This window comes from Nonomuraea guangzhouensis (genome assembly GCF_019396345.1).
Classification (GTDB): Bacteria; Actinomycetota; Actinomycetes; order Streptosporangiales; family Streptosporangiaceae; genus Nonomuraea; species Nonomuraea guangzhouensis.
On the sequence record NZ_JAHKRM010000002.1, the window covers coordinates 125,290 to 152,082 of the forward strand.

Sequence of the window (26,793 nt, forward strand, 5' to 3'; positions counted from 1 at the left end):
TCAGAGGACCTTGCTGAGGAAGGCTCGGGTCCGGGGGTTCTGCGGGTTGTCGAGCACCTCGGCGGGCGGCCCGGACTCCACGATGACGCCGCCGTCCATGAACACCACCCGGTCGGCCACCTCGCGGGCGAATCCCACCTCATGGGTGACGACGATCATGGTGAGTCCGTCGTTGGCCAGGCCCTTCATGGTGGCGAGCACCTCCCCCACGAGCTCGGGATCCAGCGCGCTGGTCGGCTCGTCGAACAGCATCAGCTTGGGCTCCATGGCCAGCGCGCGGGCGATGGCGACGCGCTGCTGCTGGCCGCCGGAGAGCTGGCGGGGGTAGCTGTTCGTCTTGTCCGCCAGGCCCACCCGCTCCAGCAGGGCGAGCGCGCGGGCGCGGGCCTTCGCGCGTGATTCGCGGCGCACGCCGACGGGCGCCTCCATGATGTTCTGCACCACGGTGAAGTGCGGGAACAGGTTGAACTGCTGGAAGACCATGCCGATCTCCCGGCGCTGGCGGGTGATGTCCCGATCGCCCAGGTGGTGCACCCGGCCGCCGGAGTCACGGAAGCCGATCAGCTCGCCGTCGACGTGGATGGCGCCGCCCTCGATGGTCTCCAGGTGGTTGACGCACCGCAGGAACGTCGACTTGCCCGACCCCGACGGGCCGAGGATGACGACGACCTCGCCCCGCTCCACGGTCAGGTCGATGCCTTTGAGCACCTCCAGCTGGCCGAAGCTCTTGCGGACGGCCCGGGCGTGCACCATGGGCATGCTCATGATGGCGTCTCCTCGCGGGTCGGGGCCGGCGCGGCCTGCCGCCGCCGGAACAACAGGAAGCTCCAGAAGCTCTGGGGCGCGTTCCGCGTGGCGCCGCGCGCATAATGGCGCTCGATGAAGGACTGGCCCACGTACAGGACCGACGTGATCACCAGGTACCAGACGCAGGCCACGATCAGCAGCGGGATGGTCTGGAAGGTGCGGTTGTAGATCGCCTGCACGGTGTACAGCAGGTCGGCGAGGGCGATGACGCTGACCAGCGAGGTGGCCTTCAGCATGCTGATGACCTGGCTGCCGGTCGGCGGCACGATGAACCGCATCGCCTGCGGCAGGATGATCCGCCGGAACGTGCGCCCGCGGCTCATCCCGAGCGCCGACGCGGCCTCGGTCTGGCCGGGGTCGACGGACATCAGGCCGCCGCGGATGATCTCCGCCATGTACGCGGCCTCGTTGAGCCCGAGACCGAGGATGGCGGCGAGCAGCGGCGTGATGAGCTGGTTGGTGTCGGCTGTCAGGAACTCCGGGCCGAACGGGATACCGAACGAGATCCGCGGCATCAGGGCGGACAGGTTGTACCAGAGCACGAGCTGCACCAGCACCGGCGTACCACGGAAGAACCAGACGTAGAGCCCGGAGACGATCCGCGCGATCGGGTTCTGGGAGAGCCGCCCCATCGCGACCAGCACCCCGCCGACCACGCCGACGGCCATGGCGATCACGGTCAGGTAGAGCGTGGTGATGATGCCCGCCCCGATGACCTGGGCGCCGAAATAGCGCCCGACCACGTCCCACTTGAAGTTGGGGTTGGTGATCAGCAGGCTCACCAGCTGGGCGGCCAGGATCAGCAGGATGATCGAGGCCACCCAGCGCAGCGGGTGCCGCGTCCGCGCCGCCCCCGCGACGTCCACCTCGGGGGGCGAGTGCCGCTCGGTGGCGGTCGTCACTGCTTCGCCAGGTTCACGCCGGCCTGCTTGAGCATGTTTCCGTTGGTTCCCCACTTCGTCATGACCTTCTCGTACGTCCCGTCGTCGATCAGCTTCTGGAGGCCGTCCTTGAGCACGTCACGCAGCGGCGAGTCCTTGGCCACGACGGCCCCCTGGTAGAGGGTGTCGAACCCGTTCGCCTGGCCGGTGCCCGCGAGCTCAAGCTCACCGCCCGACTGCTTTACGAAGTAAGTCAGGGGCGCCTGCGAGGAGAAGAAGCCGTCTGCCCGGTTGGAGCGGACCGCGAGGATCGAGGTGGGCTGGTCCTTGTAGGACTGGACCTCGACCTTCTTCTTGCCGTCCTTGACGCAGGTGTCGGACTGCGCCTTGACCACCTTCTCGGCCGACCCGCCGGCCATCACGGAGATCCGCAGCCCGCAGGTGTCGGCGATCGACTGGATCTTCTTCGGGTTGCCCTTCGGCACGGCGAAGACGACGAACTCCTGCACCCAGTCGACGAAGTCGTTGGAGACCTGGCGGTCGGGGAAGTCGCCCACCGGCCCGAGGGCCAGGTCGTAGCGGCCGGCCGCGATGCCGGTGAGCTGGCTGGGCAGCCCGTCCACGGTCACGTGCTCGATCTTGACGCCGAGCAGGCCGCCCAGCTCCTCGGCCAGTTCGGCCGCGGCACCGGTCATGGTCTTGCCGTCGGTGCCGGCGATCTCGTACGGGGGGAACGAGCCGTTGTTCACCGAGACCAGCTTGCCCGCGGTCTTCACCTTGTCGGGCAGGCGGTCGAACAGGGCCTGGTCCTTGGCGTGGGTGGCGGCGGCGGGGGCGGACGAGCTGCTGTCCCCGACGGCGCCTTGGCTCTCCGTCGGGTTGGCGCCGCATCCGGCCAGCAGCAGGGCCCCGGCCATGGCGGCTCCTACGGCATGGGTCTTACGCATTACGCGCTCCTTGGGCTATCGAGAGACGGTCGTGGGACCGGTCAAGGGGGTGATGGGGCGGGGATCGACCTTGAAACGCCGGTTGGCGAGGACGGGCAGGCTCTGACGGGCCCGGTCGAGGTCCTCGGCCGAGGCTTCGGACCAGAGCAGACCCGGGGTGTCGCCGCCGAGCCGGGCGCGGGTGATGCCGAGCGGGTCGACGAACATGCTGGCGCCGATGTTGCGGCGGCCGCACTCGCCGGAGGCGGCGACGTAATAGGTGTTCTCCAGGGCGCGGGCGGTGACCATGACCTCCCAGTGCCACTCCTTGGCGGGTCCGCGTACCCAGGCCGCGGGCAGGGCGACCACCTGCGCGCCCTGGTCGGCGAGGATCCTGGCGATCTCGGGGAAGCGGACGTCGTAGCAGGTCATCATGCCGACCTTCCAGCCGGCGCAGTCGATGACGACGGGGTTGTCCGAGCTCGCCAGCACGTTGTCCGACTCGCGCCGGCCGAAGGCGTCGTACAGGTGGAGCTTGCGGTAGATGTCGATGATCTGTCCGTCGCGGAGCGCGACCAGCGTGTTGATCACCCGGCCGTCCTCGGCGGGCTGGTGCATGCCGACGATCACCGTGGTGGTCGTGCCGCGGGTGCGCTCGGCCAGCCCGGTGACGAACGGCCCGTCGAGCGGCTGGGCCGCCTGCCGGATCCGCACCGGATCGTCGACGAACAGGGCCATCGCCCCTTCCGGGAGCACCAGCAGGTCCGCGTTCCCGGCTACGGCCTCGTCGAAGAGGTCCGTACAGGTCTTCAGGTTGGCCGCCCAGTCCTCGGCCGAGGCGAACTGGCCGATCGCGACGCGCAGGTTGCTCAGCTCGGTCATGAGGGGAAGACCTCCTGTGGGTCGATGGAAGCGGGGGCGATCCCCTGGGCGTGCAGTTCCGCGCAGAAGGCCGCGGTCATCGCGGCGTTGGCGGCCGTGCCGTACGGCATCCAGTCCTCGCCGAACGCCTCCCGGGTCCTGCTCAGGTCGGCGAGCAGCCACGGGGTGGTGTCGGTCAGCAGGCGCCGCCGCGCCAGCCAGTGCCGCTTGGACCGCTCGAAGAGCTCCTGTACGGCCCCCGGCAGCTCGGGGTGGCGCTCGACGACCTCGCGCTTGAGCGTCACCAGGTGGATGCCGGGGATGAAGCCGTTGCGGTGGAAGTAGTCGAGCTCGGCCGCCGGGTGGTCGGCCAGGAGGTGACGGAACCGGCTCTCCGGCGTGAAGAAGCCCGCGGGCATGAACGGCGTCATGATCGCGTCGAGCCGTCCGGCGGCGAGCTCCTCCGCCAGCGAGACGTCGGTCACGCTGACGTTGTCCGGCAGCTTCGCCCCGCCGACGCGGTCCTTGCCCGGCTCGGGCGCGTCCACGGCGCCGACCGTCCACTCGATGCCGGTCAGGTCGACTCCGGCCGCCCGCAGGAGTGCCCGCGTCCAGGTGTTGCCCGAGTCCGGCCAGCCGGTGAGGCCCACGCGGGCCCCCTTCAGCTCGGCGAACTCGCGCAGCTCGCTGTCGCGGCGCACCAGCACGCACCGGTGCCGGAAGCCGCGCATCACGAAGACGGGCAGCCCCACCAGCCGGTCGTCACCCTGGGCCCGGCCGAGGACGTACCTGCTGAAGGAGGTCTCCCCACCGTCCAGCTCAGGCTCGCTCAGCACGTCCGGCGTCATCGCCCGGGAATCGAGATCCAGGTCGAACGCCTCGGACGTCAGCGTCCCCGTCGCCACGGGAACGAGGTGATCCCAGTCGCGGAGACCTAGCCGAATGCGAGGTTTCGTCACAAAAACTCCCTTTCATCATTTATTGGGCTGTACCTTATGTTCAGCGAAAACCGCTACACAAGCTGTGCTTTGTTGCTGAACAAAGCTTTGTCCGATGGGAGGTCCCGTGGAGGTGGATCCCGCCTGGCTCGGGCAGCAGGTTCGCGAACCCAGCGCGCGCGGCGTCGCCACCGGTCTGATCGACCTGATCAGGCAGGGCACGCTGCGGCCCGGCGCGCGGCTGCCCACCGTGCGGCGTCTGGCCCGCGAGCTGGGCGTCAGCCCGAGCACCATCGCCGAGGCCTGGTCGGAGCTGCGGAAACACCGGATGATCGGTACGGAGGGCCGGCGCGGAACGGTCGTGCTCGGGCCTCCGGGGGTGCCGCATCCCGCGCGCTACGAGCGGATCGGCCACTTCGGCAGCAGGCTGGCGATCGACCTCGCCATCGCGGCCCCGGACCGGGCGCTGCTCCCGCCCCTCGGCGCCGCGCTCGCCGCCGCCGCCACGGCCGAAGGGCTCAACGACTACACCCGCGAGACGATCACCCCACGGCTGCGGGCCGCAGTCGAGCCTACCTGGCCCTTTCCCGCGGAAAGCTGGCTGGCGCTCGGCGGCGGGTACGAAGGGGTCCAGCTCCTCTGCCAGACGACCGCCCTGCCCGGCGACCGCATCGCCATCGAGGAGCCCACGGCGGCCAGGCTGCTGGACATCCTGGAGATGATCGGCGTCGAGGTGGTCCCGGTCGCCTGTGACGAGGACGGGCCCATCCCGGCCGCGCTCGCCGAAAGCCTGCGCTCCAGCCCGGTGGCGTTCGTGTACCAGCCGCGCGGCCATTCACCGTGCGGCTACGCCGTGCCCGAGGCCCGCTCCGCCGAGCTGGCCCGGCTGCTCGCGCCCACGACCACCCTCATCGTCGAGGACGACGGGATCGGCGACCTGTCCGCCGCGCCCCTGAGCAGCCTCGGGACGAAGCTGCCCGAGCGGACGGTGCTCGTGCGCTCCTACTCCAAGTCGCACGGACCCGACCTCCGGCTCGCGATCATCGGCGGGGCCGCGGACGCCGTGGAACGGGTACGCGTGCTGCGGAGCTTCGGCACCGGCTGGACCAGCCGGATCCTCCAGGACACCCTGGCCCACCTGCTCACCGATCCCGCCTCGCAGGCGATCGTGGCGGGGGCCCGCACGGCGTACGCGCGGCGCCGCGCGAGCCTGGCCGCTCTGCTGTCCACCCGCGGCGTGCACACCGGCGGCCGGGACAGCCTCGTGCTGTGGGTGCCCGTCCACGACGAGTCGGAGGCGCTGGTCACGCTGGCCGCGCACGGCATCTCGGCCGCGCCCGGCAGCCGTTATTGGGTACGCCAGGGACGGCCGCACCTCCGGCTGGCCATCGCCGGGCTCACCGAGGAACCGGCCGAACTCGACGAGCTGGCCGATGTGATCGCCCTGGCCGCCAAACGACCGGGCGCCGACCGGCACTAGCGGGGTTTTCCCTGTGACGGTCCGTCGTGGCTTGGGTCCTTTGGAGGGATACCCCCTTCGGGGGTGCGGAAGAGGACGGTCCGTGGTGGCTTAGGTCCCTTCGGGGGCGCGGAAGGAGATGGTCCGCCGTGGCTTAGGTCCCTTCGGGGGTGCAGAAGGAGACGGTCCGCCGGGGTCAGGTCGTGAAGCCGTCCAGAGCTGCCTCGATCTCCTTGCGCATGGTGTCGCTGCGAGCGGCGGCCGGTCGCTGTAGGCGTTCGGCGAGCCGTTGACCTCCATGGAGATCACCGTGTCCTCCCAGGCCGTCCAGTCGTGGGCGGCCTTGGCGCGGACGGCGGGGTCGGGGTCGGCCATGCGGCGCCCGTAGGCGGCCAGGACCTCGGCGTCGCTCTTGGCCTCGGGGACGCCCTCCCGGAAGCGCTGCCGCTGCTCGGGGAAGTAGCGGCCGACGCCGAAGTAGAGCCAGTCGATCTCGGAGCGGCGGGTCATGGTGACGCCGCAGATCACCATCTCCGACACCCGCGTGGGATGCGTCTCGGCGTAGGCGAGCATGAGGGTGGACCCCCACGAGCCGCCGTAGAGCAGCCATTGGTCGACACCGAGATGCTCCCGCAGCCGTTCCATGTCGGCGATCAGGTGGTGGGTGGTGTTGGTGGTCAGGTCGGTGGCCGGGTCACTGGCGTGCGGCCGGCTCCGGCCGCAGTTGCGCTGGTCGAACAGGATGATGCGGTAACGCTCGGGATCGAAGCCGCGACGCTGGCGCGGCGTGCAGCCCGAACCGGGGCCGCCGTGGACGACGAGCGCGGGCTTGCCCTGGGGGTTTCCGCAGACTTCCCAGTAGATGAGATGGCCGTCGCCGACGTCGAGATGCCCATGGTCGTAGGGCTCGATGGGAGGGTACACCGGTCAAAATTAACAGCGCCGTCACGATCGATGAGTGGGTCAAAGCGGCGTGCCGCTCCCCCGGCGCGATGCCGGGTGGCCGTAGAAGGAGACTCTGTCCAGTCGATGGAGTGTCCATGCTTACACGGTTGATCAGACACGCGGTCGTCGCGGTGCTCATTGCGGCTGGATCGGCGCCGACCTCGGCAGCCGTGGCCGCCGCTCTGTTGCGAGAGTTCGCCTACGTCGTCAACGTCGGCTCGAACACCGTGTCGGTGATCAACACGGAGACCGACACCGTGATCGCCGCCATCCCCGTCGGCGACACTCCGACCGCAGCGGCGGTCACGCCGGACGGCCACCACGGTTACGTCACCAACGCGGGCTCGGACACCGTATCGGTGATCAACAGCATCAGAGCCACCATCCCCGTCGGCGACTTCCCCAACGACGTGGCGATCACCCCGGACGGCCACCACGCCTACGTCACCAACGCGGGCTCGGACACCGTATCGGTGATCGATATCGCCACCAACACCGTCACCGGCACCATCCCCGTCGGCGACTCTCCCGGCGATGTGGCGATCACCCCGGACGGGACACGGGCCTATGTCCTCAATCTCGGCTCGAGCACCCTGACGGTGATCGACACCGCGACCGAGACCGTCACCGACACCATCCCCATCGATTTCTCGTTCTTTCCGCAGCAGGTGGCAATCACCCCAGACGGCGGCCAGGCCTACGTCGGCAGCAACACCGCGGACACCATGTTGGTGATCGATCTCGCGACCAACACCATCACCGATGACATCCCGATCGGCAACAGCCTCGACGGCATAGCGATCTCTCCGGACGGCAGCCGCGCCTACGTCGTCAGTGTCGTGCAGGAGGGGGAGTCGACGCCGGGCGTCGTGTCGGTGATCGACATCGCCACGAAAACCGTCATCGGCACCATCCCGGCCGGCGACAGCTCCCAGGACGTGGCGATCACCCCGGACGGAGGCCACATCTACGTCGCCGACTTCGGGTCGGACACCGTGACAGTGATCGACACCGCGACCAACACCGTCACCCGCACCATCCCCGTCGGCGACAGGCCCATCAGCGTGGCGATCGGGCATCTCTGAAGGGCCCGGAGCGGGCGGCGGTACGGCTCGCGCCCGGTGTGAGCGCGAGCCGTACTACGGGGATCAGAACGAGAACGCCTGGAACTCGGCGGCTCGGGCCTGGTCGCGGACCGGGCTGGCCGTGGCGCAGTCCGTCGAGGAGTTGGGGTCGGCGTCCTGCTCACCGGCGTACAGCGGGTTGCCGGTGCACTGGGTGGTGAGCGTGCGGAGCATCAGGTGGGTGGCGGTGGTCGCAGGGACGTTGAACGACTTGATCAGCAGGTTCACGCCGCGGGGACGAGGGCGCGCGGTCTGGAACGCGTCCGCGCGGCTGGTGTAGATCTTCCTGAAGTTCGCCGGGTCGGCGCAGTCCTTGGCGCAGGCGAGCACCTCGAAGGAGCGCAGGGCGGTGAACCGGTTCTGCGCGCCGGGGTCGGCCGGGTCGTTGATGTTGGGTCTGAGCATGGCGCTGACCTGGACTCTGCGGATCTTGACGGGGGTGTCGCCCGCCAGGTCCACCGTGACCGACTTGCCGGCCGGTGCTCCGGTGAGTGAGGCCCAGTTCGTCGCCTCGGTCTCGTCGATCAGCTTGGCCTGGTTGACGCCGTCGCCCGACGCTGTCGCGCCGGCCGCGGTCGAGGCGAGGTTGCGGGACAGCGGCAGGGGAAGCGGCAGCTTCGCGCCGCCCACCACCGGGAACTTCAGGCGCGTGTGCCCGAACCCGTTGCCCGCCACCACGAAGTCGTAGAGGCCGGGCGTCATCTCGACGGTGTCGCCGAGCGGCGTCGCCGGGTCGGTGTCGGCGACCGGGACCACCCGTCCCTCGTAGTCGCCCACGTACAGGCGCAGCGCCGCGCCCTTCGCCTCGCCCAGCGGCTTGAGCTGCAGCGAGCCGTTCTTACCTGCCGGGTTGACGAAGCTGGGCGTGGGGTCGGGGTCGTTCGGACCGACGCTGGCCGCGTTCGCGCCCAGGCCGTGCTCGGCGAACACGCGCCACATGATGTCCTGGTCCGCGCCGTCGAAGCGGAGCGCGTCGGCCGCGAGCAGCGCGTCGCGGTAGTCGACGTAGCTGACCGCGCCCGAGGCCATCAGCAGCAGGGCGTCGAGCGAGAGCTGGGCCCAGCGCCGGTTGCCCGGGCACTTGCCGATCGGCGTCTTGCCGTCCGCGCAGGCCCGCTGCTGCTTGGCGGTGCCCTTGCCGTACCGCTTGACGAAGGCGTCACGCACGTCGAACTGGGTGGCCGACCAGATCTCGCCGTCCGCGTGGACCTGCTGGCCCACCAGGTCGTAGGCGATGTCGCTGTAGTTGAGCGGCGACTTCGACATGTCGTAGTTGCGGATGCCCCGCTCGCGGTCTCCGGTGACGTAGCCGCCCGTGACGTACGGGGTCAGGCCCGAAGGGCGGAAGCCGTACTCGAACAGGTACTCCATCGCCATCAGGTCGGAGGTGCTCTCGTTCATCGCGCCGGCCTGGGCGCCGCTCCAGCCGGCATTCGGGCCGCCGATCATGCGGCCGGAGATGGCATGGGTGTTCTCGTGGCCGATCACCGACATGTCGTAGTCGCCGTCCACGCACGGGGAGTAGAACGAGCCCGCGATCGGCTGCCACAGGTACATGTTCGTGATCGGCGCGACCCCGTCGGGGCCGGTGATCTGGTTGGCGTTGTCGCGGACGGTCAGGTCGCGGGCGCCCGCCTGGGCGTTGCCCTGCTCGGGGTCGTTGCCGAGGCCGCCGCGGTCGCCGTTGTTCACCTGCATGTTCCACGCGGTCTCGGTGAAGCCGAGCCGGTAGGACCAGTCGTGCATGCGGTTGTGCATGGCGTTCAGGTTGGCGATCGCGGCTTCGAGGTCGTTCTCACCGCTCTGGTCGAAGACCGCGGGGTTGCACTTCGCCGTGTACCAGGTGTTCTGCCACGGGTAGGTGTAGTTCCGGCTCGGCGTGAGCACGTTGCTGCGGGTGCCGACCGTGAACGGGTCGGCGCTCGCCCGGTTCTCGACGGTCTTCGCCGCGTTGCCGATGCTGGTGTTGGACGGGGTGTTCGTGGCGTGGTCGACGTCCCAGGCCTTGCCGGTCGGCGGGTCGCCGCCGGTCACGTAGTCACAGCCGGGGGCCGCCGCGAAGCACCAGGTCTGGCGGGTGTCGGTGGTGGAGTAGTCGTCCGGCGGGTTCGACGGGAACGCCGACCAGTGCGGGTTGTCCGGGTCGAAGTGCTCGACCAGGTTCTCCCGGACCAGGATCGCGCCGCTGACCGCGTCCACGTGTGTGGTGTAGCCGGCCGCCTCGCCCTGGCCGCCGATCAGGACGACCTGGTAGGCGTTGTGCACCCCGTCGGGTGCCGGTACGGCCACCGCGCTGACCTGCTTGGTGACGGCCGTGGCCAGGTCGATGCCGCCGTCCCTGGCCGCGATCTCCAGGGCCCGCTGCGCGGTGATCGTGGCGGCCGGCGGCGCCCCCGTGTCGCGCGACAGCGAGGAGGTGACGTGCCTGACCTTGCCGTCGGCCACGCCGATCGCGACGAGGCCGTCCACGCCGGCCGGCAGGTCACCGAAGCGCTGACGCAGCAGTACGGCGTGGCCCGCGCCGATCGGGTTGACCGCGACCTTCTCCAGGGCGTCGACCGACGCGCCGGACAGGCCGAAGACCCGCTCGTTGTTCTTGAGATAAGCACGTGCGGCCTGCTCCGGGTCGGCGCCCAGCCCTTCGGCCAGGGGCGCGGCGCTGGTGATGGCGGCCGGGGTGCCCAGCGCGTTCCAGCGGATCTCGGCCGCCGCGCCCGCGCTCCGTGCGTTGATCCCGACCGGCGGCGGGACTCTGCCTTGCCGGTTGTCCAGGTCGGGCTTGCCGGGCTCGCCCTCCTGAACGCCTTGGACCTGGGGAGCCGTGCCGCCCGGTTCACTCCGGGCGGCTCCGGTGAGGGGTAGAGAGGTCGCCGCGAGGGCGAGGACGACGACAGTGCTGCGTAACCAGGGTCTGGTCGACACCTTTCCTCCTGCACGCCAGGGACTTGCGCGATCAGGTCCCGCGCCTCCGCAAGAGTTAACACTGGTTTTATGCGCAGACAAGATCTTGTAAAGCTCGCCATATCGGCGTATGGGGAAATGCGTCAGTGTTCCCCCAGCCGGTACGCCCGGCGGGCCGTACCGCCGAAGACGTCCGCCCGCTCCCCCGCCGACAGGCCCGCACACAGCTCGTCCGCCGCCGACACGACCCGCTGGTAATCGGCCGCGAGCAGGCAGACCGGCCAGTCCGACCCGAACATCACCCGCTCAGGCCCGAACGCCGCCAGCACGGTCTCGGCGTACGGCCGCAGGTCGGCCACCCGCCAGGACCCCCAGTCGGCCTCGGTGACCATCCCGGACAGCTTGCAGTACACGTTGGGGTGTCCGGCCAGCTCCCGGATCCTGCTCGCCCACGGTTCGAGCTCCCCCGAGGCGATCGGCGGCTTGGACAGGTGATCGAGGACGAACGTCAGCTCGGGCATGGCGGCCACCGTGGCGATGGCGGCGGGCAGCTGACGCGGCAGCGTGAGCAGGTCGTAGGCCAGGCCCGCGGCGGCGACGGCGGCCAGCCCGCGGCGGATGTCCGGGCGGGTGAGCCAGCCGGGGTCGGGTTCGGCCTGCACGCCGTGGCGGACTCCCACCAGGCCGCCTGGCAGTCCGGCCAGCGTCTCGGCGGCGGCGGGCGAGGTGAGGTCGATCCAGCCGACGACCCCCGCCACCAGGTCGGACTCCGCGGCCAGCGCCAGGAACTCCGTGGTCTCCGCCAGGTCGGGCACCACCTGCACCAGCACGGTCCCGCTGACCCCGGCCGCGGCCGCGTGCTCGGTGAGCCGGTCGAGGGTGAAGGTGCGGCGGATGGGCGCCAGCTTCTCGGCATCCAGCCAGGCGTGGGGCCGAGCGGCAAGATCCCAGACGTGATGGTGCGCGTCCAAGCGGGTCATGTCGACTCGGCGGCCAGTACGAGACGGAACCAGCTCTCGGTCGTGCTGATGTGCATCAGCGCCGCGGCCTGGGCCAGCGGGGCGTCCCGCGCGGCGAGCGCGTCGTAGATCGCCTCGTGCTCGGCCAGCGTACGGCCGGCGCTGCCCGCCACCACGGTCCCGCGCCACACGCGCATCCGCATCGTCCGCCCGGAGATGCCGTCGAGCAGCGTGCACAGCGTCTCGTTGCCGGTCCCGGCCACCACCGCGCGGTGGAAGGCGGCGTCGAAGTGGTTGAGCTTCTCCACGTCGTCGCTGACCTCCCGCATGGCCGCCAGTTTCTCGCCGATGACCGCGAGCTGGGCGTCGGACACCCGGGTGGCGGCCAGCGCCGTCGCGACCGGTTCGAACAGCCGCCGGGTCTCGATGACCTCCATGAGCGTGTCGTCGCGCAGCAGCTCGATGGCGATCCCGAGGCCTTCGAGCAGCAGCCCCGGCTCCAGGCTGGTGACGTACGTGCCGTCGCCCCTGCGCACGTCGAGGACACGCGCCACGACCAGCGCCTTGACCGCCTCACGCAGCGGGTTGCGCGAGACGCCGAGCTGGGCGGCGAGCTGCGGTTCCGGCGGCAGCCGGGAGCCCGGCGGAAGCTCTCCGGACTGGATGAGCTGCCGGATCCGGGCGATGGCCTCGTCTGTCAGAGACATCTGATCCTCTCCGGCGGGAGATCGTTCGCAGGCTGGAATCTAACAAACATCCCATGTTCTGGCCAGACCCCTGCGCCAAACATGGGGGACTGGACAGAAGATCCCCATCGAGCGTACTAATACATCCCACGTCCGCCTTAACCTCCGCGCAACAAAAGGAGTAATGGTGACCCACGGCTACACACGCAGGGGCGTGCTCACGACCGGGCTGGGAGCCGCGGCCGGTTCCCTGCTCACGAGCGGCCTCGCCGCGGACCCGGCGCGGGCCGCCCGGTCCGCGACGGACAACCCCCTCACTCTCTGGTACGGCAAGCCGGCCGCGGCCTGGCTGGAGGCGTTACCCGTCGGCTGCGGGCGGCTCGGCGCCATGGTCTTCGGCGGCGTGGCCACAGAACGCCTGCAGCTCAACGAGGACAGCATCTGGGCCGGCGGCCCGCACAACTACGACAGCCCCGAGGCACTGGCCGCGCTCCCGCAGATCAGGCAGCTGGTCTGGGAGGACAAGTGGCAGGCCGCGCAGAACCTGGCCGACCAGAAGTTCCTCGGCCGACCCAGCGAACAGGCCCCCTACCAGGTGCTCGGCGACCTGGCGCTGACCTTCCCCGGTTCCGCCGAGTTCACCGAGTACCGCCGTGAGCTCGACCTGACCCGCGCCGTCACCACGGTGACCTACGTCCGCGACGGCGTCCGCCACACGCGCGAGGTCTTCGCCAGCAACCCCGACCAGGTCATCGTGGTCCGCCACACAGCCGACAAACCGGGCGCGGTGACGTTCCAGGCGGCCTTCTCCAGCGCGCAGAGCTCGACCACGGCCGCGGCCGGCAAGGCCACGATCGCGCTCGACGGGGTCAGCGGCGACACCCAGGGCATGCAGGGCGAGGTACGTTTCCAGGCCCTGGCCAGGGCCGAGGCGAAGGGCGGCACGGTCCGCGCCGACGGCGGCACGCTGATCGTGGAGGGTGCCGACGAGGTCACGCTGCTGATCTCGATGGGTTCGAGCTACCGGAGCTTCAAGGACGTCGGCGGCGACCCCGCCCAGGTGGCGGAGCGGCATCTGGGGCGGGCGAGCAGGCGGCCGTACGAGGTGCTGCTGCGCAAGCACGTACGGGACTACCAGCGGCTTTTCGGGCGGGTGGCGATCGACCTGGGCACTTCGGCGGCGGTCGCGCTGCCGACCGACGAGCGCATCGCCCGCAAGCAGCTCGACACCGACCCGCAGCTCGCCGCCCTGTACTTCCAGTACGGCCGCTACCTGCTGATCTCCAGTTCCCGCTCGCCCGGCTACGCCGCCAACCTGCAGGGCGTCTGGAACGACTCGCTCACCCCCGCGTGGGAGTCGAAGTACACCATCAACATCAACTGCGAGATGAACTACTGGCCGGCCGCGCCGGCCAACCTCACCGAGTGCATGGAGCCGCTGTTCGACCTGATCAAGGACCTGGCCGAGTCGGGGGCCAGGACCGCCAGGACGCAGTACGGCGCGGGCGGCTGGGTGGCCCACCACAACACCGACGGCTGGCGCGGGACCGCGCCCGTCGACTTCGCCTTCTACGGCGTGTGGCCGACCGGCGGCGCGTGGCTCTGCCTGACGCTGTGGGAGCACTACCTCTACACGGGTGACGAGCGGCGGCTGCGCGAGCACTTCCCGCTGATCAAGGGCTCGGTGGAGTTCTTCCTGGACACGCTGCAGACCGACCCCAGGACCGGCTACCTGGTGACCAACCCCTCGCACTCCCCCGAGGTGGGCCACCACGAGGACGGCGGCGAGAACGTCAGCATCTGCGCGGGCCCGACCATGGACATGCAGATCCTGCGGGACCTGTTCGGCGCGTTCGAGGAGGCTTCGACGATCCTGCGGCTGGCGGAGGACATGCGGGAGCGGGCCAGGCAGGCCCGGGCCCGGCTGGTGCCCACCCAGGTGGGTCACCTCGGCCAGATCCAGGAGTGGCAGGAGGACTACCGAGGTGACGCCGCGTTGTCGCGCAGCCGGCACATCTCGCACCTGTGGGGTCTGTTCCCGAGCCACCAGATCGACCCGCGCCTGACCCCCGACCTGGCCACGGCCGCCCGCCGGACGCTGGAGCTGCGGGGCGAGGCGGGGGCGGGCTGGTCGCTCGCCTGGAAGATCAACTTCTGGGCCCGGCTGCTGGACGCGCCGGAGGCGTACAAGCGGCTGAGCAACCTGCTGCTGCCCGCCCGTACGGCGCCCAACATGTTCGACCTGCACCCGCCGTTCCAGATCGACGGCAACTTCGGCGGGACCTCGGGGATCACCGAGATGCTGCTGCAGAGCCACGGCGACCAGGTGCACCTGCTGCCGGCGCTGCCCGCGGCCTGGCCGGCGGGGTCGTTCAGCGGGCTGCGGGCTCGGGGCGGCTTCGAGATCGACCTGGAGTGGAGCGGCGGGGCCGTCCTGCGCGGGAAGATCTGCTCGGACCTGGGGCGGAAACTCACGCTCCGCACCGCGAAGGACGTCACGGTCACCGAGCACGGCAGGCCGGTCAAGGGCGAGCGGCCGGAGCCGGGGGTGATCGTCTTCAACACCCGGCGCGGCGGGGTTTACGACGTAGCTGTGTCCGCCTGAGGCGGGCGGTTGCGGGGCGGGGTGCGGGAGGACTCGCCCCGGGCGTGGGCGGCGAACAGGCGGGCCGCCTCGTCCGGGTCGCCGGCGGCCAGCGTCGCCGCCAGGTCGTCGTGGTAGTCCGCCATCGCGCCCCAGTCGCCGCCGTAGAGCGGGTTGCCGACCACGTGCAGGCTCCACAGGTTGGACTCGATGGTCCGCCACAGCCGCAGCAGGAAGGAGTTGCCGCAGGCGGCGCAGACGCGCCGGTGGAAGGCCAGGTCGGCGTCCCTGAACGCGCCGATGTCGCCGTCGGCCGCCGCCTGCCGCATCGCCTGGACGTCGCCCGACAGCTCCCGCAATGTCTCGGGCCGGACGCGGGTGGCGGCGCCGCGCGCGGCGTATTCCTCCAGCAGCACCCGGATGTCGCGGACCTCGCGGGCCTGCTCGTCGGAGATCTCCGCGACGTAGCTGCCCCGGTTGGGATAGGAGATGACCAGGCCCTCGTGCGCCAGCCGCTTGATCGCCTCCCTGGCCGGGGCCTGGCTGGTGCCGACGCGGCGGGCGATCTCCGACTCCACCAGCCGCTGCCCGGCCATCAGCTCGCCAGCGACGATCCAGCCGCGCAGCAGCGCGTAGACCCGGTCGGACAGCAGCTCCCTGGGCATCAGCCGGGCGGCGGGCGGCGCGACCTGCTGCTCCTGCCAGATGCGCGCGACCGTGGACTGCGAGAGGCCGAGCTGCTTGGCCATCGTGCGGGTGGAGGGCACGGCGGACCCGGAGACCGCGGCCGCGATCACCCGCTCGGCCTCCTGCCGCCCCGCGGTGCGCGGGCGGCCGGGGCGCGGCGCGTCGGCCAGGCCGTCGAGGCCGCGTTCGACGAACCGGTCACGCCACTTGGTCACGGTCGCGGGGCTCACCGCCAGCCGTGTCGCGATCTCGTTGCGGGGCAGGCCGTCGGCGCAGGCGAGCACGATGCGGCTGCGCAGGCGCAGGCTTTCGGCGCCGCCCTCCGCCCATGCCCGCAGGGCGGCGAGCTCCTCCGCGCCCAGCACCAGCCGCTTGCCGTCCTCGCGTCCCGCCATCCGCTCATCCTAACGTATTTATGACTCAGGCAACCCGCTGGAAACCTATTTACGTGGCACTTGACGAGCCTATGTGACCTACGTATTAAATAATCGTTAATCGAGTGACGACCCATTAAAAGGCGTCTCCCCTGGAGGTGCGATGCGCTCCCCACGTCCATTCCTCGCCCTGGCCGCCATCGGATGCCTGTCCCTGCTCGCCGGCTGCGGCGGGGGCGGTTTCGCCGGGGAAGGCCAGGAGCGGCCGAGCGGGGGCGGCCAGGCCACGGTCCGGATGCTGGTCAACATCACCCCGAACCTCACCCAGGCGTACTGGGACGGGCTGGTCAAGCCGTTCGAGCAGGCCAACCCCGGCATCGACGTCAAGATCGAGGCGCCGACCGGCAAGGGCGTGGCCGACACGCTGCCGCAGCAACTCGCCGCGGGCAACGCCCCCGACGTGGTCGAGACGCTGACGGCCGACGAGACGCTCTCCAAGCAGATGCTCGACCTGACCGATCAGCCGTGGGCCAAGGACACGCCGCTGGCCGAGCAGGCCAGGCTGGGCGGCAAGATCTACACGGTCGGCGTCGGCGTGCAGGCGCAGTCGCTGGTCTTCTACAACAAGAAGGCCTTCGAGAAGGCCGGGATCGACCGGCCGCCGACCACGCTCGACGACCTCGACACGGTCATGGGCAAGCTCAAGACGGCCGGGTGGCTGCCGCTGCAGACCGGCGGCGAGTTCGTGACCGGGCTGCAACTGCTGCAGTTGTCCAGCCCGTCGCGCGCCCAGACGCTGCCCACCTGGCAGCAGGACGTCAAGGCGGGCAAGGTCAAGGCGGGCGAGTCGCTGCTGCCGTACCTGGAGCGCTACCGCACCTGGATCGACAAGGGGTACGTCGACAAGAACGCGCTCGGCATGAAGTACGCCGACGCCGAGACCGCCTTCCTGTCCGGCAAGTCGGCGATGTACGTCATGGGGAGCTGGTTCACCGCCTCCGAGGCCAAGTCCAAGAAGGACTTCGAGGTAGGCGTCTTCCCCGCGCCGGTCGACAAGGGCCAGCAGTACCCGGGCCCGCAGGGTGCCACGATGGCGGCCCCGTACATGATCCTCAAGTCCACCCCGCAGAAGGACGCGGCGCTCAAGCTGGTCCAGTGGCTGGTCACCGACCCGGCGGCGGTCAAGAGCCAGCTCAAGCAGGACGGCAACTTCCGCGCGGGGGTGGAGCGCGAGTTCACCCCGCTGGAGAAGCAGGTGCAGCAGATCCTCGACGGCGCCCCCTCCGGGGTCCCGCAGGGTGAGGGGTACGGCGACGCGACCCTGCCCAAGGGCTTCAACGCCGCCTGGAACACCGAGGTCCAGGGCCTGTACGTGGGCAAGTCGCCCAAGGAAGTGGCCGAGGGCGTGGACCGCTGGCTGGCCGGCCGGTCATGACGCTCACCCGGACAGCACCCCTCGTCACCCCCGCGGTCGTGCGGCGCAAGCCCAGGAGGCGCGACGGATGGGCCACCGCGATCATGGTCGGCCCGGCCACCGTCCTCTACACCGTGATGCTGATCGTCCCCGTCGGCCTGGCCCTCTACCTGAGCCTGACCGACTGGGACGGCTTCAGCGCCAACCCCGCCTTCGTCGGCGCCGCCAACTACCTCGACCTCCTGGACGACCCCGACCTGCGCCGCGCCGCCTTCGTCACCCTGCTGGTCGCGGCGGCGGGCACGGCCGGGCTCAACCTCCTCGGCCTCGGCTTCGCCCTCCTGGTCAACGGCGTCTCCCGGGCGAACACGTTCTTCCGGATCGTGCTGTTCTACCCGCACGTGCTCAGCGCCCTCGTGGTCGGCTTCCTCTGGTCGGCGATCCTCGGCACCACCGGCGCGGTCAACAACCTGGTCACCTCCTGGGGCGGCGAGGTGCTGCCGTTCCTGTCCGATCCGACGTGGGCCACGGTCACCATGATCGCGGTGCTGGTGTGGGCGGGGTTCGGCGTCAACGTGGTGCTCTACCTGGCCGGGCTGCAGGCCGTGCCGCACTCCCTGATCGAGGCGGCGCGCATCGACGGCGCCACCCGATGGCAGGTGTTCAGGAACGTGACGCTGCCCGCCCTGGGCCCGTCCGTGACGGTCAACATCGTGCTGTCGCTGGTGACGCTGCTCAAGACGTACGACCTGGTGGTGTCGCTGACCGCGGGCGGCCCGGCCGGGCAGACGCAGACCGTCGCCTACCTCATCCTGTGGAACTCCTTCCACGACGCCCGCCTCGGCTTCGGCTCGGCGCAGTCGGTGCTGCTCATGCTGGTGACGGGCGCGCTGGCGTTCGTGGTGACCAGGCTGCGCAGGCGGGGCGAGCTGGCGGTGCACCAGTGAGAAGGACCTTCCTCTGGGCGACCGTCGCCTTCATGCTCATCCCCCTGTACGTGCTGACCGTCAACGCGTTCAAGGGCCAGCAGGACATCCTGGCCAACCCGTTCGGCCTGGGAAGTCTCACGCTGGAGCCCCTGGGCAGGGCGCTGACGAACCCGCAGTTCAACGTCGTCAAGGGCTACGCGGTCACGCTGCTGTTCGTGGTGGCGGTCAACGTGCTGTCCGTGGCGCTGGCCGCACCCGCGGCCTACGTGATCGCGCGCAGCCCGAAGCGCCGCTTCCGGGTGCTGATGCTGTTCTTCCTGGCCGGGACGTTCATCCCGGGTCAGGTGCTGGTCATCCCGGTGGTCTACGTGCTCAAGACGCTCGGGTTGATGGGCACGATCCGCGGGTTCGTGCTGTTCGAGACCGTGCTCACGCTGCCGTTCTCGATCTTCCTGTACGCGGGCTACATCGCGACCGTCCCGGCGGTGCTCGACCAGGCGGCGGCCGTGGACGGGGCCGGGCGGCTGCGGACGTTCTGGCAGATCGTCTTCCCGTTGATGCGGCCCGCGGTCGCCACGATGGTCATCCTCAACACCTTCTCGGTGTGGAACGACTTCGTGAACCCGCAGATCATCCTGGGCCCCGGCAGCGGCCTGTACACGGTGACCACCGGCGTCTACGCGGCGGTCAGCCAGTACGCCACCGACTACACGGTGGTCTTCCCGACGCTGCTGCTGGCCATCGCCCCGCTGCTGGTCTTCTTCGTCTTCATGCAACGGCACATCATCAGCGGCCTCACCGCCGGGGCCACGAAGGGATGACGTTAAGGAGATGACATTGCGGAAAATCACGGCGACCGTCCACCTCGGCGCGCCGCCGGTCTGGGCGGTGCTCGAACGCCGGCTCTTCGACGCGCTGGACGAGGCGTGGCGGGCCTTCGCCGCCCGCTACTGCGGGCCGGACGGCCGGCTCATCTTCCATGGTCAGGGCGAGGAGCGGGACGGCGCCGACGACTTCTACGAGGCGTTCTTCAACTGGCCCGTGCTCTACCAGCTCGGCGGCGCCGACGACCTGCTCGAGGCGGCCAAGCACCACTGGGAGGGCGTGACCGCGCAGCTCACGGAGCTCGGCTACCTGGTGGAGGAGTTCGAGCGCGGCTACGACTGGTTCCATCAGGGCGAGTCGCTGCTGCTGTTCTACGGCATCTGCGCGGCCGACCCGCGCGACGAGCGCTTCCGCGACCTGGCCCGCCGCTTCGCCGGGTTCTACCTGCCCGGCTCGGCCAACTACGACGCCGAGCACGACCTCATCCGCGCCCCGCACAACGGCGCCGGCGGCCCCCGGTACGGCCTCCAGCGCGAGTGGGCCTCCTACCACGCGGACCTGGACAGCATGCGGCCGTACGGGCTGCCGCTGCGTGACCTGCCGGGCATCACGGCCTGGGCGGACCTGGCCGACCCCGGCAACGCCGCCCGCATGGGCGCCGCGATGAGCGAGCGGCTCGGCCGCGGCGACGTGGCGATCAACCTGGCCGCCACCAGCCTGGCCGTCAACGCCTGGCTGTACGACGGCGACGACCGCTACCGGGACTGGGCGCTGCGTTACATCGGCGCCTGGCAGGAGCGGGCCGCCGCCAACCATGGCGTGCTCCCCGACAACGTCGGCCCGTCGGGCAAGGTCGGCGAGCTGCACGGCGGCCGGTGGTACGGCGGCACCTACGGCTGGCAGTGGCCGCACGGCCTCTACAGCGTCGGCGCCGCCGCCGCGATCGCCGCGGTCAACGCCCACCTGCTGACCGGCGACCAGGCCGCGCTCGCCATCGGCCGCGACCCCCTGGACACCGTGTACGGCCACGCCAGGCAGGCCCCCGTGACCGGCACGGAGATGAGCACCAGCGACCGGTGGCTGGCCGAACTGGGCGAGGAGGCCGGGCGGCCCACCATGCTGGTGCCCAACCGGCACGACGACCGGGGCTGGTTCGACTTCCAGCCGCCGCAGCTCGGGCTGCCGGTCTGGCTGTGGCACACGGGTCTGGCCGGGCAGGACGCCGACCGGATCGACCGGCTGCAGGCCGCCTCGGGCTACGACTGGACCACGGTACGGGCGTTCCGCAACAAGGAGGAGGCCGGGCACGAGGCGCCCTGGCTGGAGTTCCTGCGCGGCGCCAACCCCGGCTTCCCGGAGGCCATGCTGGCCACCGCGCTCGGCCAGGTGCAGCGGCGGATGGCACTGATCGAGGCCGACCACGCGGACCTGTCCACCATCCACGTGCACCACTGGCAGCGGCTCAACCCGGTGCTCACCGAAGCGCTCCTGCAACTAGTCACGGGCACGCCGCAGGTCCTCTACAACGGCGGGCTGCTGCCCACCCGGCTGGCCTACTTCGACGCCGACCGCCACCGCCCCGGCCTGCCCGCCGACGTGGCCGCGCTGGTCGACTCGGTACGGCCGGACGGCGTCCGCGTCGAGCTGGTGAACCTCGGGCTGAGCCGCACCCGCAGGGTCGTGGTGCAGGCGGGCGCGTTCGGCGAGCACGACATCGACCGGGCGGTGGTGACCGGGGCCGAGCCCGGCTACCCCGGCGACCCGCGCTCCTACACCGCTCCCCCGATCACCGAGGCCGAGCGGGAGGTGGCGGTGGGCGGGCCCCGGCTGCTCGTGGAGCTACCGCCCGGCCGCCGCATCCGGCTCGACCTGCACACGACCGCCCGCGTCCGCACCCCGTCGCACCAGCACTACTGACCTCTCGCCCGTATCGAGCCCTACCGGGTCATGAGCCCTACCCCGAGCCCTTCTACCGAGGAGTTTCATGGACGACCCCATCTGGGACCTTCCCGTTCGCGGGCCGCTGCCCGCCGAACCCGATCCCGCCCTCGTGGCCGGGCTGTCCCGGATCAGCTCGGCCACCGCCTGCGCGAAACTGCACGCCCAGGGCATCCGGCGGACCTTCGTCGAGGGACCGCTTCCGCTGGCGCGGGGGCAGAAGATCGCGGGCCGGGTCCGGACGCTGCAGTTCATGCCGCAGCGCGAGGACATCGCTTCGGGCCTCGGCCAGGAGTACGTCGAGCGGCACACCGCGCTGTGGGCGGTCCTGGAGGAGGTGCGGCCCGGCGACGTGCTCGTCGTCCAGGCGTACGGCAGCGCCTACACCGGCTGCTTCGGCGACATGTTGGTCCGCTACTTCAAGGGCAAGGGCGGCGCGGGCATCGTCGTGGACGGCCGGATCAGGGACCTGCCCCGGGTCGCCGAGCTGGACGTGCCCATCTGGTCCACGGGCGCCACCCCGCACTACGCCTCGCAGGCGGAGCTGTTCCCGTGGGCCTATGACGTGCCAGTCGCCGTCGGCGGGGCGCTCGCGCTCCCCGGTGACCTGCTCGTCGCCGACGACGACGGCGCCGTGGTGGTACCGCGCCGCCGGGCCGAGTCGGTGATCGAAGCCGCCGCCGAACACGAGCAGTGGGAGCGCTACAGCCGCGCCCGCATCGAGGACGGCGGCGCCCTGTCGGACTACTACCCCCTAACCCCCCAAACCCGTGCCGAGTACGAGCAGTGGCGGGAAGCAAAGGAGAGCTAGTGATCTTCAGATCATTGGGCGCGGTCGTGTTACTGCTGGGCAGTTTGACCGCACCGGCGGCGGCGACGGAGAAGGCCACGTGCGACTACTACGTCTCCCCCACGGGCGGCGACCGGGCCGACGGCAGTGCCCAGCGTCCGTGGAAGTCCATCGAGCAGGCCCGTGACCAGCTGCGGGCTAAGAAGAAGCACCAGAAGTGCGACATCGTGGTCAACGTCAAGACCGGTGACTACGTCGTCGACAAGACGATCACTTTCACCGAGGCCGACTCCGGCGAGAACGGCCACAAGATCACCTACCGCAGCGCCGACGGCCCGGGCAAGGCCAGGCTGCTCGGGGCCAAGCCGCTGACCGGCTGGCAGAAGTACAACGACACCATCTACAAGACCAAGGTCGACCGCAACTTCTACACCCTCTTCGAGGACGGCAAGCGCGCCACCACCGCCCGCTATCCGAACCGGACCAGCGACGACCTGTGGTCGCCGTATCTGTTCTCGGTGACGCCCGAGGCGGAATACCAGGCCGTGCACAACTGGCTCTTCTTCGACGCCAAGGACATCCCGAAGGAGTGGGACGCCGACTTCGACAAGAACGCCCAGATGGTCGTCTGGTCCGGCGGGTCATGGAGCTGGTTCAGCGACACCGTGCCGCTCGGCGGAGCCGACTTCCGCAAGAACTTCTTCACGCTCAACCATGACGCCCGCTTCACCCTCGTCAACAGCCGCAGCGGCTCGCGCTACTTCCTGCAGAACACCCTGCGCTTCCTGGACCAGCCGGGCGAGTACTACTTCGACTTCGCCAACAGCGAGGTCTATTACTGGCCGAAGAGCTCGATCGACAAGGTCATGGCGCCCACCGTCAAGACGATCATCTCGCTGGCCGGGTCCTCGCCCGATCGACGGGTGCAGAACCTCGCCTTCGACGGGCTGCAGCTGCAGTACTCCGACTTCGTCGACTGGTACCGCTACGCCTGGAACGCCCCGGGCGACTCCGGTTACGAGCACAAGTACCCGATCTACGACCGGCAGATCGAGATGCCGCGCAACAGGTTCGGCATGATCACCGTGACGAACTCCCGCGACATCGACCTGACCAGGCTGCACCTGTCCGACAGCGGGTTCACGGGTGTCTTCCTGCTCTTCGCCAACGAGCGGGTCAAGGTGTCGGACAGCTTGCTGGACAACCTCGGCGGCGACGGCATCAAGGTCGAGGGCGGCTACCCCGGTGAGGGCGACATTTCAGGACATCACACGATCACTAATAACTACATCTACCACGTCGGCGAGCTGGTCCCCGGCGACGCGGCCGGCCTCGAGCTGATGAGCACGGGCAACAACACCGTCAGCAACATCGTCGTCAAGCACAGCGCCCGCTACGGCATCAGCCTGGAGGTCCGCCCCGAGATCAAGAACGAGGACAACTACGCCCGGAACAACCGGTTCTCCTACATCCGGCTGGAGGAGACCGGCCTCGACAGCGGCGACATGGGCGCCTTCTACACCTACGGCGTGCACAACGTCGAACCGCATCCGATCGACAACTACGTCACGCAGATGGTGATCGGCGACGTCATCAACGACCCCGCCGGGCAGATGCCGGACTCCGGCACGCGTGGGGTGCACATGGACGCGGGCGGCTGCGGCTTCGCCATCTCCAACGTCGAGGTCGGCAAGGTCAGCGACGACAAGTACCAGGCGTACAAGTGCAACGAGGTCACCAACGCCAACTGGGTGGACGGCTTCGACACCTCGAAGATGGAGTACGACAAGATCGGCGTGACGGGCGCGTTCCCGTACCCGATCCCGAGCTAGGCAGCGGCCGGTGGCGCCGGGCCCCGCGAGGCCCGGCGCCATAAGGCCGCGATATGCGCGGATGGTATGCCCCTCGATGATCGGCCCCGTCATACCGTGACGGCACCCCCCGATCCGAGGAGCTTCCATGGTCCTTTACCGCCCGTCGGCGGCGGGCGCGGCGCTCGCGATCATCGCTCTCGTGCTCACCGCCGCTCCCGCCACCGCCGCTCCCTTCGCGGTCCCCGTCGAGGCAGCCCCCGCCGCCACGGTGGCACCGCCGCAGGACGTGCTCGACGCGATGCGGCGCGACCTGGGCCTCACCCGCGAACAGGCCATCACCCGCCTGGGCAACGAGGAGCAGGCCCGCCGGCTCCAGCCCAGACTGCGCGCCCAGCTCAAGGACCGGTACGCCGGATCCTGGGTGAACCAGGAAGGCAGGCTGGTGGTGGCCACCACCGACGCCGCCTCGGCCACCGCCGTCACCGCCGCGGGCGCCCAGGCGAAGGTCGTCGGCCGGTCGCTGGCCGCGCTCACCTCGGTCAAGAACGCGCTGGACACCACCGCGCAGAAGGCCGCCGGGCAGAAGGTCCCGGTCTGGTTCGTGGACGAGCAGGCCAACGCCGTCGTGGTGCAGGCGCTGGACGCCGCCGCGGGCGCGGCGTTCGTGGCCGCGAGCGGTGTGGACCGCGCCGCCGTACGGATCGAGACCATCGCCGAGCGGCCGGTCACCTTCCAGAACCTGCGTGGCGGCGACGCCTACTACATCGCCGGCGGCTCACGCTGCTCGATCGGCTTCCCGGTGACCCAGGGGAGCACGCAGGGCTTCGTCACGGCCGGCCACTGCGGCACTCCCGGGCTCACCACGACCGGGCCGGGCGGGCAGGGTCAGGGCACGTTCCAGGGTTCGTCGTTCCCCGGCAACGACTACTCCTGGGTCGCGGTCAACTCGACGTGGGTCGCGCGTCCGGCGGTCAACGCCTACGGCACCGAGCAGGTACCGGTCTTCGGCTCCGCCGAGGCGCCGGCCGGGTCGGCCGTGTGCCGGTCGGGCTCCACCACGCACTGGCACTGCGGCGTCATCCAGGAGCGCAACGCCAGCGTGACCTACTCCCAGGGGACGGTCTACGAGGTCGTCCGGACGAACGTGTGCGCCGAACCCGGCGACTCCGGCGGCCCGTTCATCTCCGGCTACCAGGCGCAGGGCGTCACCTCCGGCGGCTCCGGCAACTGCAGCGCCGGCGGCACCACCTTCTTCCAGCCGGTCAACGAGATCCTCAACGCGTACGGGCTCACCCTGTCCACCGTGACCACCCAGTGCGCGGGCCACCCGAACCACCACTTCAACGACCTGACCGCCCACCAGGGCAGCTTCGGCATGCTCATCCCCGACCCCGGCCTCTACCCGCCGAACGGCTTCACCTCCGCCGGCGCCGGGACCCACACCGCCTGCATGGACGGGCCCGGCACCGCGCGGATGCGGCTCAGCCTGGAGAAGTACACCTGTTGCGGGCCCTTCGGGATCCCGATCTGGGCCGAGGTGGCGACCACCAGGACCGGCACCACCGCCAAGACCCTGACCACCAGCCAGGCGGCGGGCACCTACCGATGGGTGGTCAGCGTGAGCGACACCTACGTCGTGCCGACCACCCCGATCGGCGAGTACTACTTCCTGGGCACCACCAGTCCCGCCTAGGTCAGGCGGTCGCGGGCCCGCCGGGAGCCTGGCCGGCGGGCCCCAGCACCACGGGTAGTTCGACCGGCCCCTCGGTGATGAACGACGGGGTGTAGACGATCTGCCCCTTGTCGACCGCCAGACGCAGCTCGGGGAACCTGCCGAACAGCGAGGACAGCGCGATGCGGGCCTCGAGCCTGGCCAGCGGCGCCCCCAGGCAGAAGTGCGGCCCGCGGCCGAACCCCAGATGCGTCTCCTGGCCGCGCGCGATGTCGAAGCGCGCCGCGTCCTCGCCGAACCTGGCCGGATCCGTCCCGCTGCCGGCGACCGCGATCATGATCGGCTCCCCGGCCGGGATCGTCACCTCGCCGAGACGCACGTCCTCCAGCGGGTAGCGGAACAGGACGTTCATCACTGAGTTCCGGCTGCGTAACGACTCCTCGACCACCTGCCCCCAGGCGTCCTTCGTACGTGCCAGGTCGAGCTGCTCACGATCCGCGCACAAGGCGATGATCGTGTTGGCGAGCAGGTGCACGGTGGTCTCGTGACCGGCGATCAGCACCAGCCACAGGATCCACACCATCTCGCTGTCGGACAGCCGGTCCCCGTCGTCCTCCTGCGCCCGGATGAGCCCGGTGGTGAGGTCGTCACCCGGATCGCCGCGCTTGCTGTCGATGAACCGGGCCAGGTAGCCGAGCAGGGCGGCCCCGGTCGCGCCGGCCTCGTCCGGGGTGGCGGTGTGCGACAGGAGCACACCGCTCCAGAGGCGGATCTGGTTCCGATCCTCCTCGGGCACACCGAACAGCTCGCAGATCACATTGACGGGCAGCGGCTCGGTGAAGTGCCGGACGAGGTCCACCACCTCGCCCTCGTCCGCCAGCCGGTCGAGTAGTTCGTCCGTCATCTCCTGGATGCGCGCCTCGAGGCCCTGCACGCGTCCCGGGGTGAAGGCCCGGTTGACCAGGCCGCGCAGCCTGCGGTGGTCCGCTCCATCCTTGACCAGCAGGTGTTCGCCCTCGATGAGCTGCCGCAGCGGCCAGTCAGGAGGGATGGTGCCGTCGTGCAGCGCGGTGAAGTTCTTGGGGTTCTTGCTGAAGCGGATGTCGTCGTTGGAGAGGACCGAGTTCACCGTGTCGAACGAGGTCACGGCCCACGCATTGACCTTGCCCGGAAGCTCGATGCGGAACACCGGCCCGTTCTCGTCCCGATAGCGGTGAATCGTGCTGGACGTCAGCTCACCGGGGACCGGTATTTGCAGCGGAGGGGTAGTCATTCAGAG

At 70.2% G+C, this 26,793-nt stretch carries 21 protein-coding genes; 10 read left to right on the forward strand and 11 right to left on the reverse strand.

Features of this window, described 5'->3' with window-relative positions:
• Genes KME78_RS03585 through KME78_RS03605 form a run of 5 tightly spaced genes read right to left on the reverse strand, consistent with a single transcriptional unit; the run spans position 1 to position 4,434 of the window.
• The gene (locus KME78_RS03585) at positions 1-765 is read right to left on the reverse strand and encodes an amino acid ABC transporter ATP-binding protein (protein ID WP_281428598.1); all 765 of its coding nucleotides are present in this window, start codon (positions 763-765) and stop codon (positions 1-3) included.
• Complete coding sequence (locus KME78_RS03590) at positions 762-1,709, reverse strand: amino acid ABC transporter permease (RefSeq protein ID WP_308126797.1); 948 nt, start codon at positions 1,707-1,709, stop codon at positions 762-764. The genes KME78_RS03585 and KME78_RS03590 overlap by 4 nt, the downstream gene beginning before the upstream one ends.
• Positions 1,706-2,635, reverse strand: a complete 930-nt coding sequence (locus tag KME78_RS03595; protein WP_219527294.1) for an ABC transporter substrate-binding protein — start codon at positions 2,633-2,635, stop codon at positions 1,706-1,708. The genes KME78_RS03590 and KME78_RS03595 overlap by 4 nt, the downstream gene beginning before the upstream one ends.
• 15 nt (positions 2,636-2,650) lie before the next feature.
• Positions 2,651-3,496 (reverse strand): nitrilase-related carbon-nitrogen hydrolase, encoded by an 846-nt coding sequence (locus KME78_RS03600; RefSeq protein WP_219527295.1) that lies wholly within the window; start codon positions 3,494-3,496, stop codon positions 2,651-2,653.
• Entirely contained in the window at positions 3,493-4,434 is a 942-nt protein-coding gene (locus KME78_RS03605; RefSeq protein WP_219527296.1) for a substrate-binding domain-containing protein, read from the reverse strand. The genes KME78_RS03600 and KME78_RS03605 overlap by 4 nt, the downstream gene beginning before the upstream one ends.
• A 106-nt stretch (positions 4,435-4,540) precedes the next feature.
• Between KME78_RS03605 and KME78_RS03610 the strand changes: the two genes are divergently transcribed.
• Positions 4,541-5,893, forward strand: a complete 1,353-nt coding sequence (locus KME78_RS03610; protein ID WP_219527297.1) for an aminotransferase class I/II-fold pyridoxal phosphate-dependent enzyme — start codon at positions 4,541-4,543, stop codon at positions 5,891-5,893.
• A gap of 90 nt (positions 5,894-5,983) precedes the next feature.
• Here the strand turns inward: KME78_RS03610 and KME78_RS03615 are convergent, their stop codons facing one another.
• Positions 5,984-6,796 carry an alpha/beta fold hydrolase gene (locus KME78_RS03615; RefSeq protein ID WP_219527298.1) on the reverse strand — a complete coding sequence of 271 codons (813 nt, stop codon included), beginning with the start codon at positions 6,794-6,796 and terminating at the stop codon, positions 5,984-5,986.
• Between the two features lie 116 nt (positions 6,797-6,912).
• Here KME78_RS03615 and KME78_RS03620 point away from each other — a divergent pair, with 116 nt between their 5' ends.
• A complete protein-coding gene (locus KME78_RS03620) occupies positions 6,913-7,902 on the forward strand; it encodes a YVTN family beta-propeller repeat protein (RefSeq protein ID WP_219527299.1) in 990 nt (329 codons plus the stop codon).
• Between the two features lie 63 nt (positions 7,903-7,965).
• Here KME78_RS03620 and KME78_RS03625 read toward each other — a convergent pair whose 3' ends face one another.
• From KME78_RS03625 to KME78_RS03635, 3 genes are all read right to left on the reverse strand, one after another.
• Positions 7,966-10,863, reverse strand: a complete 2,898-nt coding sequence (locus KME78_RS03625) for a M36 family metallopeptidase (RefSeq protein ID WP_219527300.1) — start codon at positions 10,861-10,863, stop codon at positions 7,966-7,968.
• A 122-nt stretch (positions 10,864-10,985) separates the two neighbouring features.
• Positions 10,986-11,822 carry an amidohydrolase family protein gene (locus KME78_RS03630; protein ID WP_219527301.1) on the reverse strand — a complete coding sequence of 279 codons (837 nt, stop codon included), beginning with the start codon at positions 11,820-11,822 and terminating at the stop codon, positions 10,986-10,988.
• Positions 11,819-12,508, reverse strand: coding sequence for a FadR/GntR family transcriptional regulator (locus KME78_RS03635; RefSeq protein WP_219527302.1), 690 nt, complete (start codon positions 12,506-12,508; stop codon positions 11,819-11,821). Before KME78_RS03635 ends, KME78_RS03630 begins: the two co-directional genes overlap by 4 nt.
• Before the next feature lie 163 nt (positions 12,509-12,671).
• On the opposite strand from KME78_RS03635, the gene KME78_RS03640 reads away from it, so the two are divergent.
• Positions 12,672-15,092 carry a glycoside hydrolase family 95 protein gene (locus KME78_RS03640; RefSeq protein WP_219527303.1) on the forward strand — a complete coding sequence of 807 codons (2,421 nt, stop codon included), beginning with the start codon at positions 12,672-12,674 and terminating at the stop codon, positions 15,090-15,092.
• Here KME78_RS03640 and KME78_RS03645 read toward each other — a convergent pair.
• Positions 15,068-16,153: an FCD domain-containing protein gene (locus tag KME78_RS03645; protein ID WP_219527304.1), complete on the reverse strand. Its 1,086-nt coding sequence runs from the start codon at positions 16,151-16,153 to the stop codon at positions 15,068-15,070. The genes KME78_RS03640 and KME78_RS03645 overlap by 25 nt on opposite strands.
• A gap of 142 nt (positions 16,154-16,295) precedes the next feature.
• On the opposite strand from KME78_RS03645, the gene KME78_RS03650 reads away from it, so the two are divergent.
• From KME78_RS03650 to KME78_RS03680, 7 genes are all read left to right on the forward strand, one after another.
• Positions 16,296-17,567 (forward strand): ABC transporter substrate-binding protein, encoded by a 1,272-nt coding sequence (locus KME78_RS03650; protein ID WP_219527305.1) that lies wholly within the window; start codon positions 16,296-16,298, stop codon positions 17,565-17,567.
• Positions 17,564-18,493 carry a carbohydrate ABC transporter permease gene (locus KME78_RS03655; RefSeq protein WP_219527306.1) on the forward strand — a complete coding sequence of 310 codons (930 nt, stop codon included), beginning with the start codon at positions 17,564-17,566 and terminating at the stop codon, positions 18,491-18,493. The genes KME78_RS03650 and KME78_RS03655 overlap by 4 nt, the downstream gene beginning before the upstream one ends.
• Complete coding sequence (locus tag KME78_RS63880; protein ID WP_219527307.1) at positions 18,490-19,296, forward strand: carbohydrate ABC transporter permease; 807 nt, start codon at positions 18,490-18,492, stop codon at positions 19,294-19,296. Before KME78_RS03655 ends, KME78_RS63880 begins: the two co-directional genes overlap by 4 nt.
• A gap of 16 nt (positions 19,297-19,312) precedes the next feature.
• Positions 19,313-21,217: a DUF8034 domain-containing protein gene (locus KME78_RS03665; protein WP_219527308.1), complete on the forward strand. Its 1,905-nt coding sequence runs from the start codon at positions 19,313-19,315 to the stop codon at positions 21,215-21,217.
• 67 nt (positions 21,218-21,284) lie between these two features.
• Entirely contained in the window at positions 21,285-22,049 is a 765-nt protein-coding gene (locus KME78_RS03670; protein WP_219527309.1) for an RraA family protein, read from the forward strand.
• Complete coding sequence (locus KME78_RS66980; RefSeq protein ID WP_219527310.1) at positions 22,049-23,860, forward strand: right-handed parallel beta-helix repeat-containing protein; 1,812 nt, start codon at positions 22,049-22,051, stop codon at positions 23,858-23,860. The genes KME78_RS03670 and KME78_RS66980 overlap by 1 nt, the downstream gene beginning before the upstream one ends.
• Before the next feature lie 127 nt (positions 23,861-23,987).
• On the forward strand, positions 23,988-25,535 hold the full coding sequence (locus KME78_RS03680) for a S1 family peptidase (protein WP_246650378.1): 1,548 nt from the start codon (positions 23,988-23,990) through the stop codon (positions 25,533-25,535).
• A gap of 1 nt (position 25,536) precedes the next feature.
• Here KME78_RS03680 and KME78_RS03685 read toward each other — a convergent pair whose 3' ends face one another.
• Complete coding sequence (locus KME78_RS03685) at positions 25,537-26,787, reverse strand: cytochrome P450 family protein (protein ID WP_219527311.1); 1,251 nt, start codon at positions 26,785-26,787, stop codon at positions 25,537-25,539.
• Positions 26,788-26,793: the final 6 nt, after the last annotated feature.

Excerpts from the sequence above, each read along its gene's own strand:
- KME78_RS03640 (WP_219527303.1), top strand. The coding sequence starts at position 12,672 with ATGGTGACCCACGGCTACACACGCAGGGGCGTGCTCACGACCGGGCTG.
- KME78_RS03630 (WP_219527301.1), bottom strand. The coding sequence starts at position 11,822 with ATGACCCGCTTGGACGCGCACCATCACGTCTGGGATCTTGCCGCTCGG.
- KME78_RS03685 (WP_219527311.1), bottom strand. The coding sequence starts at position 26,787 with ATGACTACCCCTCCGCTGCAAATACCGGTCCCCGGTGAGCTGACGTCC.
- KME78_RS03635 (WP_219527302.1), bottom strand. The coding sequence starts at position 12,508 with ATGTCTCTGACAGACGAGGCCATCGCCCGGATCCGGCAGCTCATCCAG.
- KME78_RS03650 (WP_219527305.1), top strand. The coding sequence starts at position 16,296 with ATGCGCTCCCCACGTCCATTCCTCGCCCTGGCCGCCATCGGATGCCTG.
- KME78_RS03600 (WP_219527295.1), bottom strand. The coding sequence starts at position 3,496 with ATGACCGAGCTGAGCAACCTGCGCGTCGCGATCGGCCAGTTCGCCTCG.
- KME78_RS03645 (WP_219527304.1), bottom strand. The coding sequence starts at position 16,153 with ATGGCGGGACGCGAGGACGGCAAGCGGCTGGTGCTGGGCGCGGAGGAG.
- KME78_RS03620 (WP_219527299.1), top strand. The coding sequence starts at position 6,913 with ATGCTTACACGGTTGATCAGACACGCGGTCGTCGCGGTGCTCATTGCG.
- KME78_RS03680 (WP_246650378.1), top strand. The coding sequence starts at position 23,988 with ATGGTCCTTTACCGCCCGTCGGCGGCGGGCGCGGCGCTCGCGATCATC.
- KME78_RS03655 (WP_219527306.1), top strand. The coding sequence starts at position 17,564 with ATGACGCTCACCCGGACAGCACCCCTCGTCACCCCCGCGGTCGTGCGG.
- KME78_RS03585 (WP_281428598.1), bottom strand. The coding sequence starts at position 765 with ATGAGCATGCCCATGGTGCACGCCCGGGCCGTCCGCAAGAGCTTCGGC.
- KME78_RS03670 (WP_219527309.1), top strand. The coding sequence starts at position 21,285 with ATGGACGACCCCATCTGGGACCTTCCCGTTCGCGGGCCGCTGCCCGCC.
- KME78_RS03595 (WP_219527294.1), bottom strand. The coding sequence starts at position 2,635 with ATGCGTAAGACCCATGCCGTAGGAGCCGCCATGGCCGGGGCCCTGCTG.